General features: G+C 39.1%; 13 protein-coding genes and 1 riboswitch. Of the genes, 12 read left to right on the top strand and 1 reads right to left on the bottom strand.

Features of this window, described 5'->3' with window-relative positions:
- Positions 1-12 precede the first annotated feature (12 nt).
- Positions 13-861, bottom strand: a complete 849-nt coding sequence (locus tag LQE94_RS11920) for an AraC family transcriptional regulator (RefSeq protein ID WP_240577794.1) — start codon at positions 859-861, stop codon at positions 13-15.
- A 222-nt stretch (positions 862-1,083) separates the two neighbouring features.
- Here LQE94_RS11920 and LQE94_RS11915 point away from each other — a divergent pair, with 222 nt between their 5' ends.
- The 12 genes from LQE94_RS11915 (at position 1,084) to LQE94_RS11860 (ending at position 14,698) form a co-directional block, all read left to right on the top strand.
- Positions 1,084-2,376 carry an ABC transporter substrate-binding protein gene (locus LQE94_RS11915; RefSeq protein ID WP_118724810.1) on the top strand — a complete coding sequence of 431 codons (1,293 nt, stop codon included), beginning with the start codon at positions 1,084-1,086 and terminating at the stop codon, positions 2,374-2,376.
- 17 nt (positions 2,377-2,393) lie between these two features.
- The gene (locus LQE94_RS11910) at positions 2,394-3,272 is read left to right on the top strand and encodes a carbohydrate ABC transporter permease (RefSeq protein ID WP_240577793.1); all 879 of its coding nucleotides are present in this window, start codon (positions 2,394-2,396) and stop codon (positions 3,270-3,272) included.
- Positions 3,272-4,117 (top strand): carbohydrate ABC transporter permease, encoded by an 846-nt coding sequence (locus tag LQE94_RS11905; protein WP_022075870.1) that lies wholly within the window; start codon positions 3,272-3,274, stop codon positions 4,115-4,117. Before LQE94_RS11910 ends, LQE94_RS11905 begins: the two co-directional genes overlap by 1 nt.
- Positions 4,118-4,235: 118 nt before the next feature.
- Positions 4,236-6,425 carry an alpha-galactosidase gene (locus tag LQE94_RS11900; RefSeq protein ID WP_240577792.1) on the top strand — a complete coding sequence of 730 codons (2,190 nt, stop codon included), beginning with the start codon at positions 4,236-4,238 and terminating at the stop codon, positions 6,423-6,425.
- Between the two features lie 34 nt (positions 6,426-6,459).
- Positions 6,460-8,307 (top strand): amylosucrase, encoded by a 1,848-nt coding sequence (locus LQE94_RS11895; RefSeq protein ID WP_240577791.1) that lies wholly within the window; start codon positions 6,460-6,462, stop codon positions 8,305-8,307.
- A gap of 64 nt (positions 8,308-8,371) precedes the next feature.
- A riboswitch (TPP riboswitch) is annotated at positions 8,372-8,477 on the top strand.
- A gap of 165 nt (positions 8,478-8,642) precedes the next feature.
- A complete protein-coding gene (gene thiS / locus LQE94_RS11890) occupies positions 8,643-8,840 on the top strand; it encodes a sulfur carrier protein ThiS (RefSeq protein ID WP_022075867.1) in 198 nt (65 codons plus the stop codon).
- Between the two features lie 6 nt (positions 8,841-8,846).
- Positions 8,847-9,494, top strand: coding sequence for a sulfur carrier protein ThiS adenylyltransferase ThiF (gene thiF / locus LQE94_RS11885; protein ID WP_240577790.1), 648 nt, complete (start codon positions 8,847-8,849; stop codon positions 9,492-9,494).
- A gap of 77 nt (positions 9,495-9,571) precedes the next feature.
- Complete coding sequence (locus LQE94_RS11880) at positions 9,572-10,345, top strand: thiazole synthase (protein ID WP_022075865.1); 774 nt, start codon at positions 9,572-9,574, stop codon at positions 10,343-10,345.
- Between the two features lie 12 nt (positions 10,346-10,357).
- Positions 10,358-11,572 carry a 2-iminoacetate synthase ThiH gene (gene thiH, locus LQE94_RS11875; RefSeq protein ID WP_240577789.1) on the top strand — a complete coding sequence of 405 codons (1,215 nt, stop codon included), beginning with the start codon at positions 10,358-10,360 and terminating at the stop codon, positions 11,570-11,572.
- Between the two features lie 58 nt (positions 11,573-11,630).
- On the top strand, positions 11,631-12,218 hold the full coding sequence (locus LQE94_RS11870) for a thiamine phosphate synthase (RefSeq protein ID WP_240577788.1): 588 nt from the start codon (positions 11,631-11,633) through the stop codon (positions 12,216-12,218).
- Between the two features lie 173 nt (positions 12,219-12,391).
- Entirely contained in the window at positions 12,392-13,291 is a 900-nt protein-coding gene (locus tag LQE94_RS11865) for a DMT family transporter (protein WP_240577787.1), read from the top strand.
- A gap of 18 nt (positions 13,292-13,309) precedes the next feature.
- On the top strand, positions 13,310-14,698 hold the full coding sequence (locus tag LQE94_RS11860) for an MATE family efflux transporter (RefSeq protein WP_186864566.1): 1,389 nt from the start codon (positions 13,310-13,312) through the stop codon (positions 14,696-14,698).
- Positions 14,699-14,720: the final 22 nt, after the last annotated feature.

Genomic DNA, 14,720 nt, shown 5'->3' with positions numbered 1-14,720 from the left:
CCCGCCCTGGCATTATTCTAATTTATTTTCATTTCTCCAATTTCTTGGTGATACCCCATAAACATTTTTAAATGCACGTGAAAAATGTAGCTGATTCGGATATCCTACTGCATTTCCAATATCTGCGATTGAGAGTGAAGTGATTTTTAAAAGCTCGGCAGCTTTGGTCATGCGATAACTAATCAGAAATTCCTGAGGGGAACGTCCAATTGTGTCATGAAAGATTTTTCCGAAATAGCTTCGGTTCAATCCGCAGGAAGCGGAAATATCTTCTACGGAAATATCATTCTGAAAATTCTGCTCGATATAAGAAAGAGCTTCTTTGACATAAAAGTCCCGGATACTTCCGTTTTGTTTTACGTGAACTGTTGCAGCAGAACGCATAAAATAATCTAAAAACAGATAAAGATGTCCGATTAAATGAAACGGAGATTCCTCAGGATGCCGGCTTAGATAAAGCATTTCTTCCATCATCTGATTGCGAAGTTCTTTTGAACTGGCATGATACACAGGATGATTCAGGCTCAGACCTGCGGTTGTAACAATCTCACGGGCACGAAGACCATCGAATTCTACCCAGGTGTATTCCCACGGAAGCGTGGAATCAGCAATATAAGTCGTAACCTGTCCGGGAAAAAGCATGAAGCCCTGTCCGCTTTTTACCTGCCAAGTGATGGTGTTTCCATTTTCATCATCTGCAAGTAATGTTCCTGTTCCGGAAATTACATAATGGAAAATGTAATGATTTCTTGCGGCAGGACCAAAAGAATGTGCCGGTGCACATTGTTCCCATCCATATTGATATAATCCAAGATCAACAAAATTTTCATTTGGAAATACAGAAAAAAGTAAATCGCTCATTTAAATCACCTCTGATATCATTATATATCAAAATACTAGATAACTTCAATATACGAGATGGAAAATTGCATTTTGATATAAAACATAAAAAATACAGATATTTACAGTCGCATAAAGATATGTTAGAATTTATTTATCAAATAGAAAACCCGAATAAAGAGACAAAAATATTCCGGAATGTGTCAAAATGAAAGGTGTATGGTAAAAGGAAGGAGTAATGAAATGTATAAGAAGAGCAATCGAATCATCTGCATAGGACTGATGTTTTGCATGACTTCGGCAATGATACTTGGAGGATGTGGACAGAAGAGCGATAGTAGTGGAAAAATAGAAATCGAGCTTGTGCAGTATAAACCGGAAGCGGTGAAAACATTTGAAAAAATTGAAGAAGAATTCAATGCAACTCATGATGACATTCATTTAACAATTGAATCTCCGAATGATGCGATGACAGTTCTTAAGACACGTTTTATCCGAGAGGACGCACCGGATATTATTGGAATCGGAGGAGATGTCAATTTTTCTAACTTTATTGATTCTGACATGCTGATGGACATTTCAGATTATGAAGGACTGGACTCTATCAAACAGGCATACCTGGATATCGACAAGGCACTTGAATTTGTGCCGGAGGATGGTGTATATGCTGTGCCATATGTGGCAAATGCAGCAGGAGTTTTGTATAACCGAGAAATGTTCAAGGAACATGGATGGGAAATTCCTGAAACGTGGGATGAATTTGTTGCTCTCTGTGATCAGATTCAGAGTGAAGGAATCCAGCCATTGTATTTTGGATTTAAAGATACGTGGACATGTCTTGCACCTTGGAATGCGATTGCGGTGGATCTTGCACCGGCAGATGTTTGCCGCCAGGTGAATAAAGGGGAGACAACATTTTCAGAAGAATACAGAGAAGTGGCGGAAAAGATAAAAGCACTGCTTGAATATGGACCAAAAGATCCTTTTGCTTATGATTACAATGGAGCCTGTACAGCATTTGCAAATGGAGAATCTGCAATGTATACAATCGGAAGTTATGCAATCCCACAGATTCAGACAGTAAATCCGGACATGGATATCGATTCCTTTGTAATGCCTGCCAATGATGATGCGTCGGAGAATAAATTGAATTCCGGTGTGGATCTCCAGTTCAGTGTCATGAAAGACTGTAAGAATAAAGAAGCTGCATATGAAGTACTTGATTTTCTTTTGAAAGACGAAAATGTACAGAGTTATCTGGATGAACAGAAAGCAGTTCCTTGTAAAGAAGGAGATTTTGAACTTGCTTCAACACTTGATGGAGTGAAAAGTTTTATAGAAGAAGGGCGAATGGCAGATTATCAGGATCATTATTATCCTTCAGAGATGTCAGTAGATGCACAGATTCAGACATTCCTTATGAAGGGGGATGTAGATGCATTCTTAACAAAGTTTGATAAAGACTGGAAGAGATATAACCGTGATATCATCCGTAAAGTTGAAGACTATGAGAAAGAACATGCAAACGAAGATTAAGGAAGGGGTATTCAAGCATGGGAAAGAAATCAATGAGTGGAAGAAAAAAGACATTTCTTCTGATTACGATTCCAATCGTGGCGCTGTTTTTCTGTTTTAATACATTGCCATTGATCAAAGGTGTGATTTATAGTTTTACAAATTTTAAAGGCTATGGAAGTTTTGACTGGGTAGGTCTTAGAAATTATCAAGATTTGTTTACAGACAGCAGAGTCGGAGGATCTTATCTGTTTACATTTAAATTAGCAATCGTAGCTACAATTGTAACAAATGCAATCAGTCTGATCCTGGCACTTGGACTGAACAGCAAAATTAAATTTAAGAGTGCATTTCGTGGAGCATATTTCATTCCAAATGTTCTCGGAGCATTGGTTGTAGGATATATTTTCAATTACTTCTTCACATACATTCTTCCGGCTTTCGGGGAAATGCTTGGAAGTGAGACACTTTCCTCCAGTATGCTGTCCAGTACAAAACTGGCATGGATCGCAGTTGTAATTGTATGTGCATGGCAGGCAATTGCGATGAATACAATCATTTACATTTCAGGGCTGCAGACAGTTCCGGAAGATATTTACGAAGCAGGAGCAATTGATGGTGCAACAGGATGGAATAAGTTCAAGCATCTGACATTCCCGCTTATTATTCCATTCTTCAGCATTAACATGGTGCTTTGCGTGAAAAACTTTCTGATGGTATTTGATCAGATTATGGCATTGACAAAGGGCGGTCCGGCGCAGAGTACAGAATCCATTTCTTATCTGATTTATAACAATGGTATGAGCGGCGGTCAGTTTGGATTCCAGAGTGCAAACGCAGTGATATTCTTTATTGTTATTGTTGTAATTTCTGTATTACAGATGACGATCACAGGGAAAAAGGAGGAGCAGCTGTAATGGAAAAAATGAAAATAAAAGAACGGGTAAATTGGCCGGTAACAATTTTACTTTTACTTGGGTTGGTCACAGTTGCATTTCCATTGTATATGACAATTGTAATTGCATTGAAGAAACCTTCTGAGATGACAAATAGCATCAGCGGAATCCTTTCGTTGCCAAGTCATTTCAGTCTGGAAAATTTTGCAGAGGCAATGCGGGTGACAGATTTCTGGCATTCTCTTGGAAACAGTGTGCTTATCACGCTTGTAACAGTTGTACTTTCTATTCTGATTCATTCTCTTCTCGGATATGCAATCGGAAGAAATAAAAAGAGTAAATTTTACAAATTCATCTATTTCTATGTTGTCAGCGGAATGTTTGTTCCATTTGCAATTTTGATGATGCCTGTTGTAAAGCAGACAGCACAGATGGGGCTGGCGAACAGGGCAGGAGTTATTATTCTGTATGTTGTATTCTATATGCCGATGAATGTGTTGCTTTATTCCGGATATCTGACGAATATCCCGTTGGCACTGGAAGAAGCAGCCTGCGTGGATGGTGCAAGCACATGGAAAACTTATTGGAAAATTGTATTTCCAATTATGAAACCAATGCATGCGACAGTTGCAGTTCTGACAGCACTCGGCACATGGAACGATGTAATGACACCACTTGTAATTATGTCAGGCTCAGGAAGCGGAAATACACTGCCATTGGCACAGTTGACCTTCCAGACACAGTTTGGGACAAACTATAATCTGGCATTTGCATCTTATCTGTTGGCATTGCTTCCGATTCTGGTATTCTATCTGATTTGTCAGAAGCATATCCTCAATGGAGTTGTAAACGGAGCGGTGAAATAATAAAAATTAGAAATAAGTTTTTGGTCGCACATAGTGTGAACAGTAAAAATAGCGAAGCAGGAGCAAAAAAGTAATGAAACCCTTGCTTCGCTATAATAGAAAAAGGAGTATTTTAGGTATGGGAATTATATATTGCGAGAAAGATAGGACATTTACATTACAGACAAAAAATACGACATATCAGATGCAGGTGGACCAATATGGATTTTTGCTTCATCTGTATTATGGAAAAAAGATAGAAGGATGTATGGATTATCTTCTGACACATTATGACAGAGGATTTTCAGGAAATCCGTATGATGCAGGAGAAGATCGTACTTATTCTATGGACACACTTCCGCAGGAGTTTCCTTGCTATGGAAATGGCGATTTCAGAAGCACTGCCTTAGTAGTTGAAAATGCAGACGGAAGCATGAGCTGTGATCTTCGATATAAGAGTCATACAATCCTTAAGGGAAAATATAATCTGGAAGGACTTCCGGCAGTTTATGCAAGTGATGAAGAAGCGCAAACACTGGAAATTTTGATGGAAGATCAAGTGACAGGAGTTAAAGTGATTCTGCTTTATGGTGTTCTTTCAGAGTTGGATATTATTACAAGAAGTGTGTGCATAAAAAATGGAAATAATGGGAAAATCTATCTGAACAAAATAGAGTCTGCAAGTTTAGATTTCCTTTATGGAGATTATGAACTTCTAACATTTTATGGTAGACATGCGATGGAGAGAAATGTCCAGAGAGTTCCGGTAGTGCATGGAACACAGAAAATCGGAAGTGTCAGGGGAACTTCCAGCCATCAGTATAATCCGATGATGATTCTTGCTGAGAGAGAAACGACAGAAGATAAAGGAAACTGTTATGCGATGTCCTTTGTATACAGTGGATGCTTTCAAGGGGAAGTGTTAAAGGATCAATTAAATCAGACGAGAATGATGCTTGGACTTCAGGAGAAAGCTTTTCGTTATCCGCTAGAGAAAAATGAGATGTTCAAGGCACCGGAAGTAATATTATCCTATTCTTCACGAGGAATGAACCAATTATCTCAGAATCTGCATCAGTGTATCAGAAAGCACATTTGCAGAGGAAAATATAAAGAACAGGTTCGTCCTGTATTGATCAATAGCTGGGAAGCATCTTACTTTGATTTCACGGGAGATACAATCTATGAGCTTGCAAAAGCGGCAAAAGAAGTAAACATTGATATGCTTGTTATGGATGATGGCTGGTTTGGAAAACGTGATGATGACAACAGCGGACTGGGTGATTGGTTTGTGAATGAAAAGAAACTTGGCGGTACACTTGGAAATCTGATAGAGAGAATCAATGCTCTTGGTGTGAAGTTTGGTATCTGGATCGAGCCGGAGATGGTTTCAGAAGACAGTGAGCTCTATCGAAAACATCCGGATTGGGCATTGACGATTCCGGGAAGAAGACCGGTCAGAAGCAGAAATCAGCTCGTACTTGATTTTTCAAGAAAAGAAGTTGTAGATGAAATTTATAGTCAGATTTGCAAGGTATTAGATCAGGGAAATATTGAATATGTAAAATGGGATATGAACCGAAGCTTGATGGACATCTATTCAGCGACTACGAAAGACCAGGGAAGAGTGTTACATGATTATGTGCTGGGACTTTATGATTTTCTGGAGCGTCTTGTACAGAGATATCCGAATCTTTTGATTGAAGGCTGCAGTGGCGGAGGTGGAAGATTTGATGCAGGGATGATGTATTATACTCCTCAAATCTGGTGCAGCGATAATACAGATGCGATTGACAGACTACAAATCCAGTATGGAACATCCTTCGGTTATCCGGTGTCAGTAGTTGGCTCTCATGTATCAGCTGTTCCGAATCATCAGACAGGAAGAAAAACTCCGCTTCATACAAGAGGCGTTGTGGCAATGTCCGGAACCTTTGGATATGAGCTGAATCTTATGAACCTTTCGGAAGAAGAGAAACAGGAGATCAGAGAACAGATTGCAGAATATAAAAGCTATGCGCCAATCATTCAGAACGGATTATATTATCGTTTATCTAATCCGACAGAGGAAGAAATCTGTGCATGGGAGTTTGTTTACACTGATGAAAAAGAGCAGAGCAAAGTACTTTTAAATATAGTAATGCAGGCAATACACGGAAATATGACAGTAAATTATGTTAAGCTTCAAGGACTTGAAGAAGCAGCCGTGTATCGGGAAGAGAAAAGTGGAAAAAGGTATACCGGCTCAGCACTTATGTATGGAGGTATGCCATTGCCTGTGGAATTGGGAGAATATCAGGCATATCAGTATTGTTTTGTGAGGGAATAAATATATCAAATTGTTGATAATGAAATAGAAAGTGATGAGAAATGTGAATAATATAGAAAAAATATTTACGCAACGTATGGAAAAGCATCAGGATGAACTGCGCTGGCTTTACATGGAGTTGTATGGAAATGATGCAATGTATGCAGAACTTTGTAAGCAGATGTATGATTATTATTCAAAGCGTGGCACAGAATTAAAAAAGAGAGATGCTAAGAAAGAGAAGAATCCTGACTGGTTTAAAGAAAAAGAAATGCTTGGCATGATGTTATACATTGACAACTTTGCCGGCAATCTGAAAGGTGTAGAGAAAAAGTTACCATATTTAAAAGAGTGTAATGTAAATTGTATTCATCTTATGCCATTTTTGGATACTCCGAAAGGAAAATCAGATGGCGGATATGCAGTGGCAGATTTCAGGAAGGTGAGGCCGGACCTGGGAACGATGAAAGATCTGGCAAGATTGACAGAAAAATGTCATGAAAATGATATGAATGTGTGCATGGATTTTGTGATGAATCATACTTCAGAGGAACACGAGTGGGCAAAACGTGCAAGAGCCGGTGAAGGGGAATATATGAGCCGGTATTTCTTCTATGATAACGGAGAGATTCCGGCAAGATATGAAGAAACGGTTCCACAGGTGTTCCCGACAACAGCACCTGGAAACTTTACATGGCTTCCGGAAATCGGTCATTATGTGCTTACGACATTTTATCCGTATCAGTGGGATTTAAATTACCGCAATCCAAGAGTATTTAACGAGATGATGTATAATTTCCTTTTCCTTGCAAACCAGGGAATGGATATCATCCGAATTGATGCAGTTCCCTATATTTGGAAAGAACTTGGAACGAGCTGCCGAAATCTGAAAGAAGTACATACAATTGTAAGAATGATGCGCATGATTGCGGAAATCGTCTGCCCGAGTGTGATACTGCTCGGTGAAGTTGTTATGGAGCCGGAAAAAGTGGTACCGTATTTTGGTACAGTCGAAAAACCGGAATGTCATATGCTATATAATGTTACAACAATGGCAACAACGTGGAACAGTATTGCAACAAGAGATATCCGGCTTTTGAAGAAGCAGATGGATATTGTAAGTCGTTTGCCGAAGCAATATACATTTTTAAATTATCTTCGTTGCCATGATGATATTGGCTGGGGACTTGATTTTGATACCATGAAGCAATGGGGAATGGAAGAGCCTTCTCATAAACGTTATCTGAATGATTATTTCACAGGAAAGATAGAAGGAAGTGTCAGCCGCGGAGAATTATATAATGACGATCCTGTAACACAAGATGCAAGATTTTGCGGAACGACAGCGTCTATGTGTGGAATTGAAGCAGCGGGATTTGAAGGCAACAAAGAGAAAATGCAGATAGCGATACAGGAAGATTTGATGTTGCATGCTTATATGTTGACACAGTCGGGAATTCCGATGCTTTATAGTGGAGATGAGTTGGGGCAGGTAAATGATTATAGTTATAAAGAAAATCCTGAAAAAGTATCTGATTCACGTTATCTCCACAGAGGAGCATTCCAGTGGACACTTGCAGATAAGAGGAAAGATCTTTCTACCGTACAGGGACAATTATTCCAGATGTTGAACCTCCTGGAACAGATTAGAAGACAAGAAAAAATCTTTTCTCAGGAAGCGGAAGTGTATACTTATGATGTTCACAATGACAGCATTTTAGGAATACTTAGAGAATATAAGGGCGAGCGTTTCATAGCACTGTTTAATTTCAGTGAGAGAGAGCAGACAGCGTGGATGCAGGAAGAAGGCATTTTCAGAAATCTGGTGAATGGTGAGATTATAGAAGTGAAAGATCCGGTTTTAAAGGGGTATGATTTTGTCTGGATGAAATATAAAATGTGAAATGCCGGCCAAATGGAGAGAAAACGGTTGACATCTCCCAGACAAGCTTTTATACTAAGCATGTGAAGAAAACACGGGGAGCTTGTGTACCAGGCTGAGAGGAAGTTGAGAACTTCGACCCATAACCTGATTTGGATAATGCCAACGTAGGAATGTATAAAGCAGTACTTTAGAGAGATACATTTGTTGGTATCTCTCTTTCTTTATAATCAGGCAAAATTGATAATTGAAGATTGAATAAGTTGAGATTGAACAAGAGTTCATGAAGGGGTGCACCACCACGGGTACATTTCTTTCATGAACTCTTTTTTCATTTCATAAGGAAAGGAGCAGTTATGATTACAGTAAATGGAAAACAGATTCAACTGGCATCTGAAATGAGTGTTGCAGATTATCTGGAACAGAATAATTATCAGATAAAAAGGATTGCGGTGGAATTGAATGAAGAGATTCTGCCAAAATATAGTTACTCGGATACAATGCTCAAAGACGGCGATCGTCTGGAGGTTGTGACATTTGTAGGAGGGGGCTGATATCAAATGGCATCTGAAAAAATATTAAGTAAAGAAGAAATTGAAGCGGCACTGAATGAACGACATTCATCGGAAAAGCAGAAATTATTGTCGCAAGGACAGGTGACAATAGCGGGACTGGGCGGATTGGGCTCGAATGTGGCTTATTCGCTTGCAAGAATCGGTGTAGGGCGTTTACATTTGATAGATTTTGATGTCGTGGATATTACAAATTTGAACAGGCAGCAATATTTTATGGAGCATATAGGAATGCCAAAAACAGATGCATTGAAATCGTTGCTTTTGAAAATCAATCCTTATCTGGATATTCGCACGGATTGTGTGAAGGTGACGGAAGCGAATCTGAAAGAGCTGTTTGAGGATGCACAGATTGTCTGCGAGGCATTTGATAATCCAGAGGCAAAGGCGATGCTTGTAAATGGGATTCTGGAATATTTTCCGGAAAAGAAGCTTGTGTCAGCAACAGGAATGGCCGGTTATGAGAGTAGCAATACGATTTGTACGAAGAGAATGATGAAAAATTTTTACTTGTGTGGAGATCGTGTGACAGAGCCGACTTATGGAAACGGATTGATGGCTCCAAGGGTGGCAATCTGTGCGGGGCATGAGGCAAATATGATCACACGCCTACTTCTTGGAGAAGAGGATGTCTAAAAGGGCATCTTGGGATTAAAAAACAAGGTGATTATTCTAAAAAATCACAATATAACATAGAAAGAAGGATTTAAATCATGAATCAGAAGGATACATTTACACTTGGCGGAAAAGAATTTAATTCGCGTTTTATTTTAGGATCAGGAAAGTTTTCATTGGATCTTGTGAAAGCATGTGTAGAAAAAGCGGGGGCAGAGATTATCACGCTTGCCCTCCGTCGTGCTAATGAAGGTGGGCTTGCAAATATTCTGGATTATATTCCGGAAAATGTAACACTTCTTCCGAATACTTCCGGAGCAAGAAATGCAGAAGAGGCAGTTCGTATTGCAAGACTTTCCAGAGAAGTTGGATGTGGTAATTTTGTGAAAATTGAGGTTGTAAGAGATTCCAAATATCTTCTTCCGGATAATTACGAGACAATCAAAGCAACAGAAATCCTGGCTAAGGAGGGCTTTGTAGTTATGCCGTATATGTATCCTGATTTGAATGCAGCAAGAGATCTTGTCAATGCGGGAGCTGCTTGTATTATGCCTTTGGGAGCACCAATCGGCTCCAATAAAGGTCTTTGTACAAAAGATTTTATACAGATTTTAATTGATGAGATTGACCTGCCAATTATTGTTGATGCAGGAATCGGACGTCCATCTCAGGCTTGCGAGGCAATGGAAATGGGAGCAGCTGCAGTTATGGCGAATACAGCAATTGCGACAGCAGGAAATGTTGCAGAGATGGCAGAGGCATTTAAGAAAGCAATTGAGGCCGGAAGAAGCGCGTACCTTGCCGGACTTGGAAGAACACTGGAACGAGGTGCAAGTGCATCTTCACCACTGACAGGATTTTTGGAAGACTAGGAGGATGTGAAGATGGAAAATACACATATTAATGAAAGTATTTTAAGCGAAGAGATTCTGGAAGATCAGAAGAAAAACAGAATTGATCATATGACATATCTTCAGGGAATGGAAGACATTGGTTCGGAAATTATGGATCAGGTAATAAGTGCAATGGAGGAATATGATTACAGTAAATATACAGCGGCAGATGTAAAAAATGCGATTGCACATTCAAAGCGTACCCCGGAAGATTTCAAGGCACTTTTATCTCCGGCAGCGTTACCATTTCTGGAAGAAATCGCGCAGGCCGCACAACTGGAAACAAGAAAACATTTTGGAAATAGTGTTTATATGTTTACTCCGATTTATATTGCAAATTATTGTGAGAATTATTGTATTTATTGTGGATTCAACTGTCACAACAAAATTAACCGTGCACAATTAAATGCACAGGAGATTGAAAAAGAAATGGCGGCGATCGCAGAAACCGGATTGCAGGAGATTCTGATCCTTACGGGAGAAAGCCGTAGCAAATCTACAGTAGAATATATAGGTGAAGCCTGTAAGATTGCAAGAAAATATTTTAAAGTAATCGGTCTGGAAATCTATCCGGTTAATTCGGATGAGTATGCATATTTGCATGAATGTGGTGCGGATTATGTTACAGTATTCCAGGAAACCTACAATTCGGATAAATATGAGACGCTGCATCTGGCAGGACATAAAAGAATCTTCCCATATCGTGTCAATGCACAGGAGAGAGCTTTAAAAGGAGGTATGCGAGGCGTTGGTTTCGGAGCACTTCTTGGATTGGATGATTTCAGAAAAGATGCATTTGCAACAGGATATCATGCATACCTTTTACAACGAAAATATCCCCATGCAGAGATTGCATTTTCATGTCCGAGACTTCGTCCGATTATTAATAATGACAGAATCAATCCGATGGATGTTCATGAGCCACAGCTTTTACAGGTAGTCTGTGCATATCGTCTGTTTATGCCATTTGCAAGCATTACAGTTTCAACGAGAGAGTGTGCACGTGTCAGAGATAATCTGGTAAGTATTTCTGCAACAAAAATTTCTGCGGGGGTAAGTACAGGAATTGGAAGTCATGTGGACGATATTGAAGATAAGGGTGATGACCAGTTTGAAATTTCGGATGAACGTTCTGTAGATGAGGTATATCAGGCGTTATTAGAGCGTCATTTACAGCCGGTTATGAGTGATTATATTTACGTGTAAATCAGACTTCATTTGAGTCGGGTAAAGATTTTATACATAAAAACAAAGGAGACGAAAAATGAATTGCGATTTGGCAAGGCAGGATTTCAAAATCATAGCAGTTAGTAATCGTAAATTGTGTGAAAGACCATTTACAGAGCAGATAGAACGTGTATGTCAGATAAAGCCGGAAGCAATTATCCTGCGTGAAAAAGATTTGTCAGAAGAGGAATATAGAATTTTGGCTGAAAGGATAATGGAAATCTGCAAACAGTATCAGGTTACATGTATTTTACATACTTTCTGGAAAACAGCAGCGTATCTTGGATGTACTTCGATACATCTTCCTATGGCAGAATTAAGAAAACTTCCGGAAGAAGAGAAAAAACATTTTAATGAAATAGGTACTTCTGTTCATTCTGTGGAAGAGGCAGAAGAAGCAGTCAATCTTGGAGCAACGTATTTGACAGCGGGGCATATTTATGTGACAAACTGTAAGAAAGGTGTTCCGCCAAGAGGGCTTGGATTTCTAAAAGAGGTTTGCAGCAGGGTGAAGCTTCCTGTATATGCAATCGGAGGAATCCGGTTTGATCAAGAACAGTGGGAAGAACTAAAACAGGCAGGCGCAGAAGGCGGATGCATCATGTCTGGGATGATGAACCTTTAGGGACGGGGTTTCCCGGCTTTTTTAAAGCCGGAAAACCCCGTTTTTACATATAAAGTAAAAGAAAAATCAGAAGTCATAGAATATTTGTTTGAAAAGACTGGACTTACAAAGAAATAAAATGTACACTGAAAAGAAGTTCAAAAAGATGAAGCTATTAATTAGGAGGAAATATAATGAAGAAATGGCTGGCAATCGGAGCCCTTATACTGGTTACAGTCATATGGGGCGGAGGCTTTGTGGCAAGTGATATAGCATTGGAAAGTATGAAGCCTTTTCAAATTATGATGGTAAGATTTTTGCTCGCATCTGTACTTATGGGAGTGATTAGCAGAGGGCAGCAAAAAAGTGAAGAAAAATTAAAAGACCGTGCAGGAGCTATAAAAGCAGGAGTCTTGATGGGAGTAACTCTTTTTATGGGATTTGCTTTCCAGATTATTGGATTGCAGTATACGACACCTTCAAAAAATGCATTTCTTACAGCACTTAATGTAGTTATTGTGCCGTTTATAGCATTTGTTATTTTAAAGAAAAAAATCGGTGCGAAGGGAATTGTTGGAGCAGTTATGTCTGTTCTCGGAGTTGCATTACTTTCTTTGAATGGAAATTTTACAGTAAGTCTGGGAGATGGTTTAACATTATTTTGTGCCGTTGGATTTGCATTTCAAATATTTTTTACTTCGGAATTTGTAAAAAAATATCCGGCATCTGTACTTAATACGGTTCAGATGTTTACCGCATTTGTATTATCAGCAATTAGTCTTATGATTTCTGGGGAAAATGATTTTTATGTCACAACACAGGGCTGGTTAAGTGTGTTATATTTGGGAGTAGTAAGCACGACAATCTGTTATTTGCTTCAGACTGCATGTCAGAAATATATAGATGAGACGAAGGCTGCAATTATCCTTTCCATGGAATCTGTGTTTGGAACAATCTTTTCAATACTGATTCTTCATGAGGTGGTTACCGTTCGTATGGTAATCGGATGTGCGGTTATATTGGCGGCAGTCATTATTTCTAATATGTCTGAGACATCAGAGAAAATAGAAGATAAAGAAATTTGCAAAATATAAAAAATAGGGGAAAATAATATGTTATTGCAATTAAAAGAAAAATATATTGGTGATGCAGCATTTTATAAGAGATATCTTTGTCTTGCATTACCGATGATCTTGCAAAATGCCATTACGAATCTGGTCAGTTTTCTTGACAATATTATGGTCGGTCAATTAGGAACAGAGCCGATGTCAGGAGTAGCCATTGTCAACCAGCTGATATTCGTGTATAATCTGGCGATTTTTGGGGCAGTGTCAGCAGCAAGTATTTTTGGAGCACAATATTTTGGTAAAGGAAACCATAAGGGGCATATGCACTCTTTTCGGTTCAAATTATATGCAACATTAACTGTGACGGCATTAACGATTCTTTTGTTTATTACGAAAGGTTCCGCACTGATATCCTTATATCTGACGGATACGACGGGAAGCGGAGCAACAGAAGTTGCATTACAGTATGGATTGGAATATCTTGCGATTATGATGGTTGGACTGATTCCGTTTGCAATAAATCAGTCTTACGCAACGAATATAAAAGAGACAGGACAGACATTGATACCTATGATAGCCAGTTTTGTAGCTGTTGGAACGAATGCAATCTTGGATTATGTATTGATTTTTGGACTTGGACCGATTCCAAAACTCGGAGTTGCCGGTGCGGCACTTGCAACAGTGATTGCACGTTACATAGAAGCGTTGATCGTAATTGTGTGGGCTCATGCACATAAGGAGAAAAATAGGTATCTTGCAGGGGCTTATAGAGGTTTAGGAATACCAAAATCAGAGTTTAAAGCAATCATTATAAAAGGTTTCCCGCTTATGCTAAATGAAATTTTATGGGCAGCAGGCATGACAACAGTAACGCAATGCTATTCTATCCGAGGGTTAGAGGTTATTGCCGGATTAAATATCGCAACAACGATTACAAACTTGTTTAATATTATTTATATTCAGCTTGGTGCATGTATCAGTATTGTTGTCGGGCAGTATTTAGGAGCAGGAAAATTAAAAGAAGCGAAGGATGCTGACAATAAAATGATTGTTTTCAGTGTGTTTTGTTGTGTAGTTGTTGCAGTGGCAATGTTGCTGATTGGTGGATTCTTCCCACAAATCTATAATACTTCCGAACAGATTAAAGCATTGGCTAAGAGTTTTATTGCTGTTTCAGCGATTATTATGCCGTTTTGTGCTTTCAGCCATTCATCTTACTTTACTCTGCGTTCGGGAGGAAAGACGATGGTTACGTTTTTATTCGATTCAGTATTTACATGGGTAGTTGTAGTGCCATCAGCATTTATTCTGGCACATTATACAGGACTTGGAATTGTGAGTGTATATTTCCTGGTTCAGGCAACAGAGCTGATAAAAGTAGTGATTGGATATTTTATGGTAAAAAGTAACGTATGGGTTGTACAAATGGTATAAGCCGACAGGGACGGGGTTTTCC

This window comes from Mediterraneibacter sp. NSJ-151 (assembly GCF_022487435.1).
GTDB lineage: Bacteria > Bacillota > Clostridia > Lachnospirales > Lachnospiraceae > Schaedlerella > Schaedlerella hominis.
Note: the sequence above shows the minus strand (reverse complement) of the source record. Positions and strands in the feature narration are given on the sequence as shown.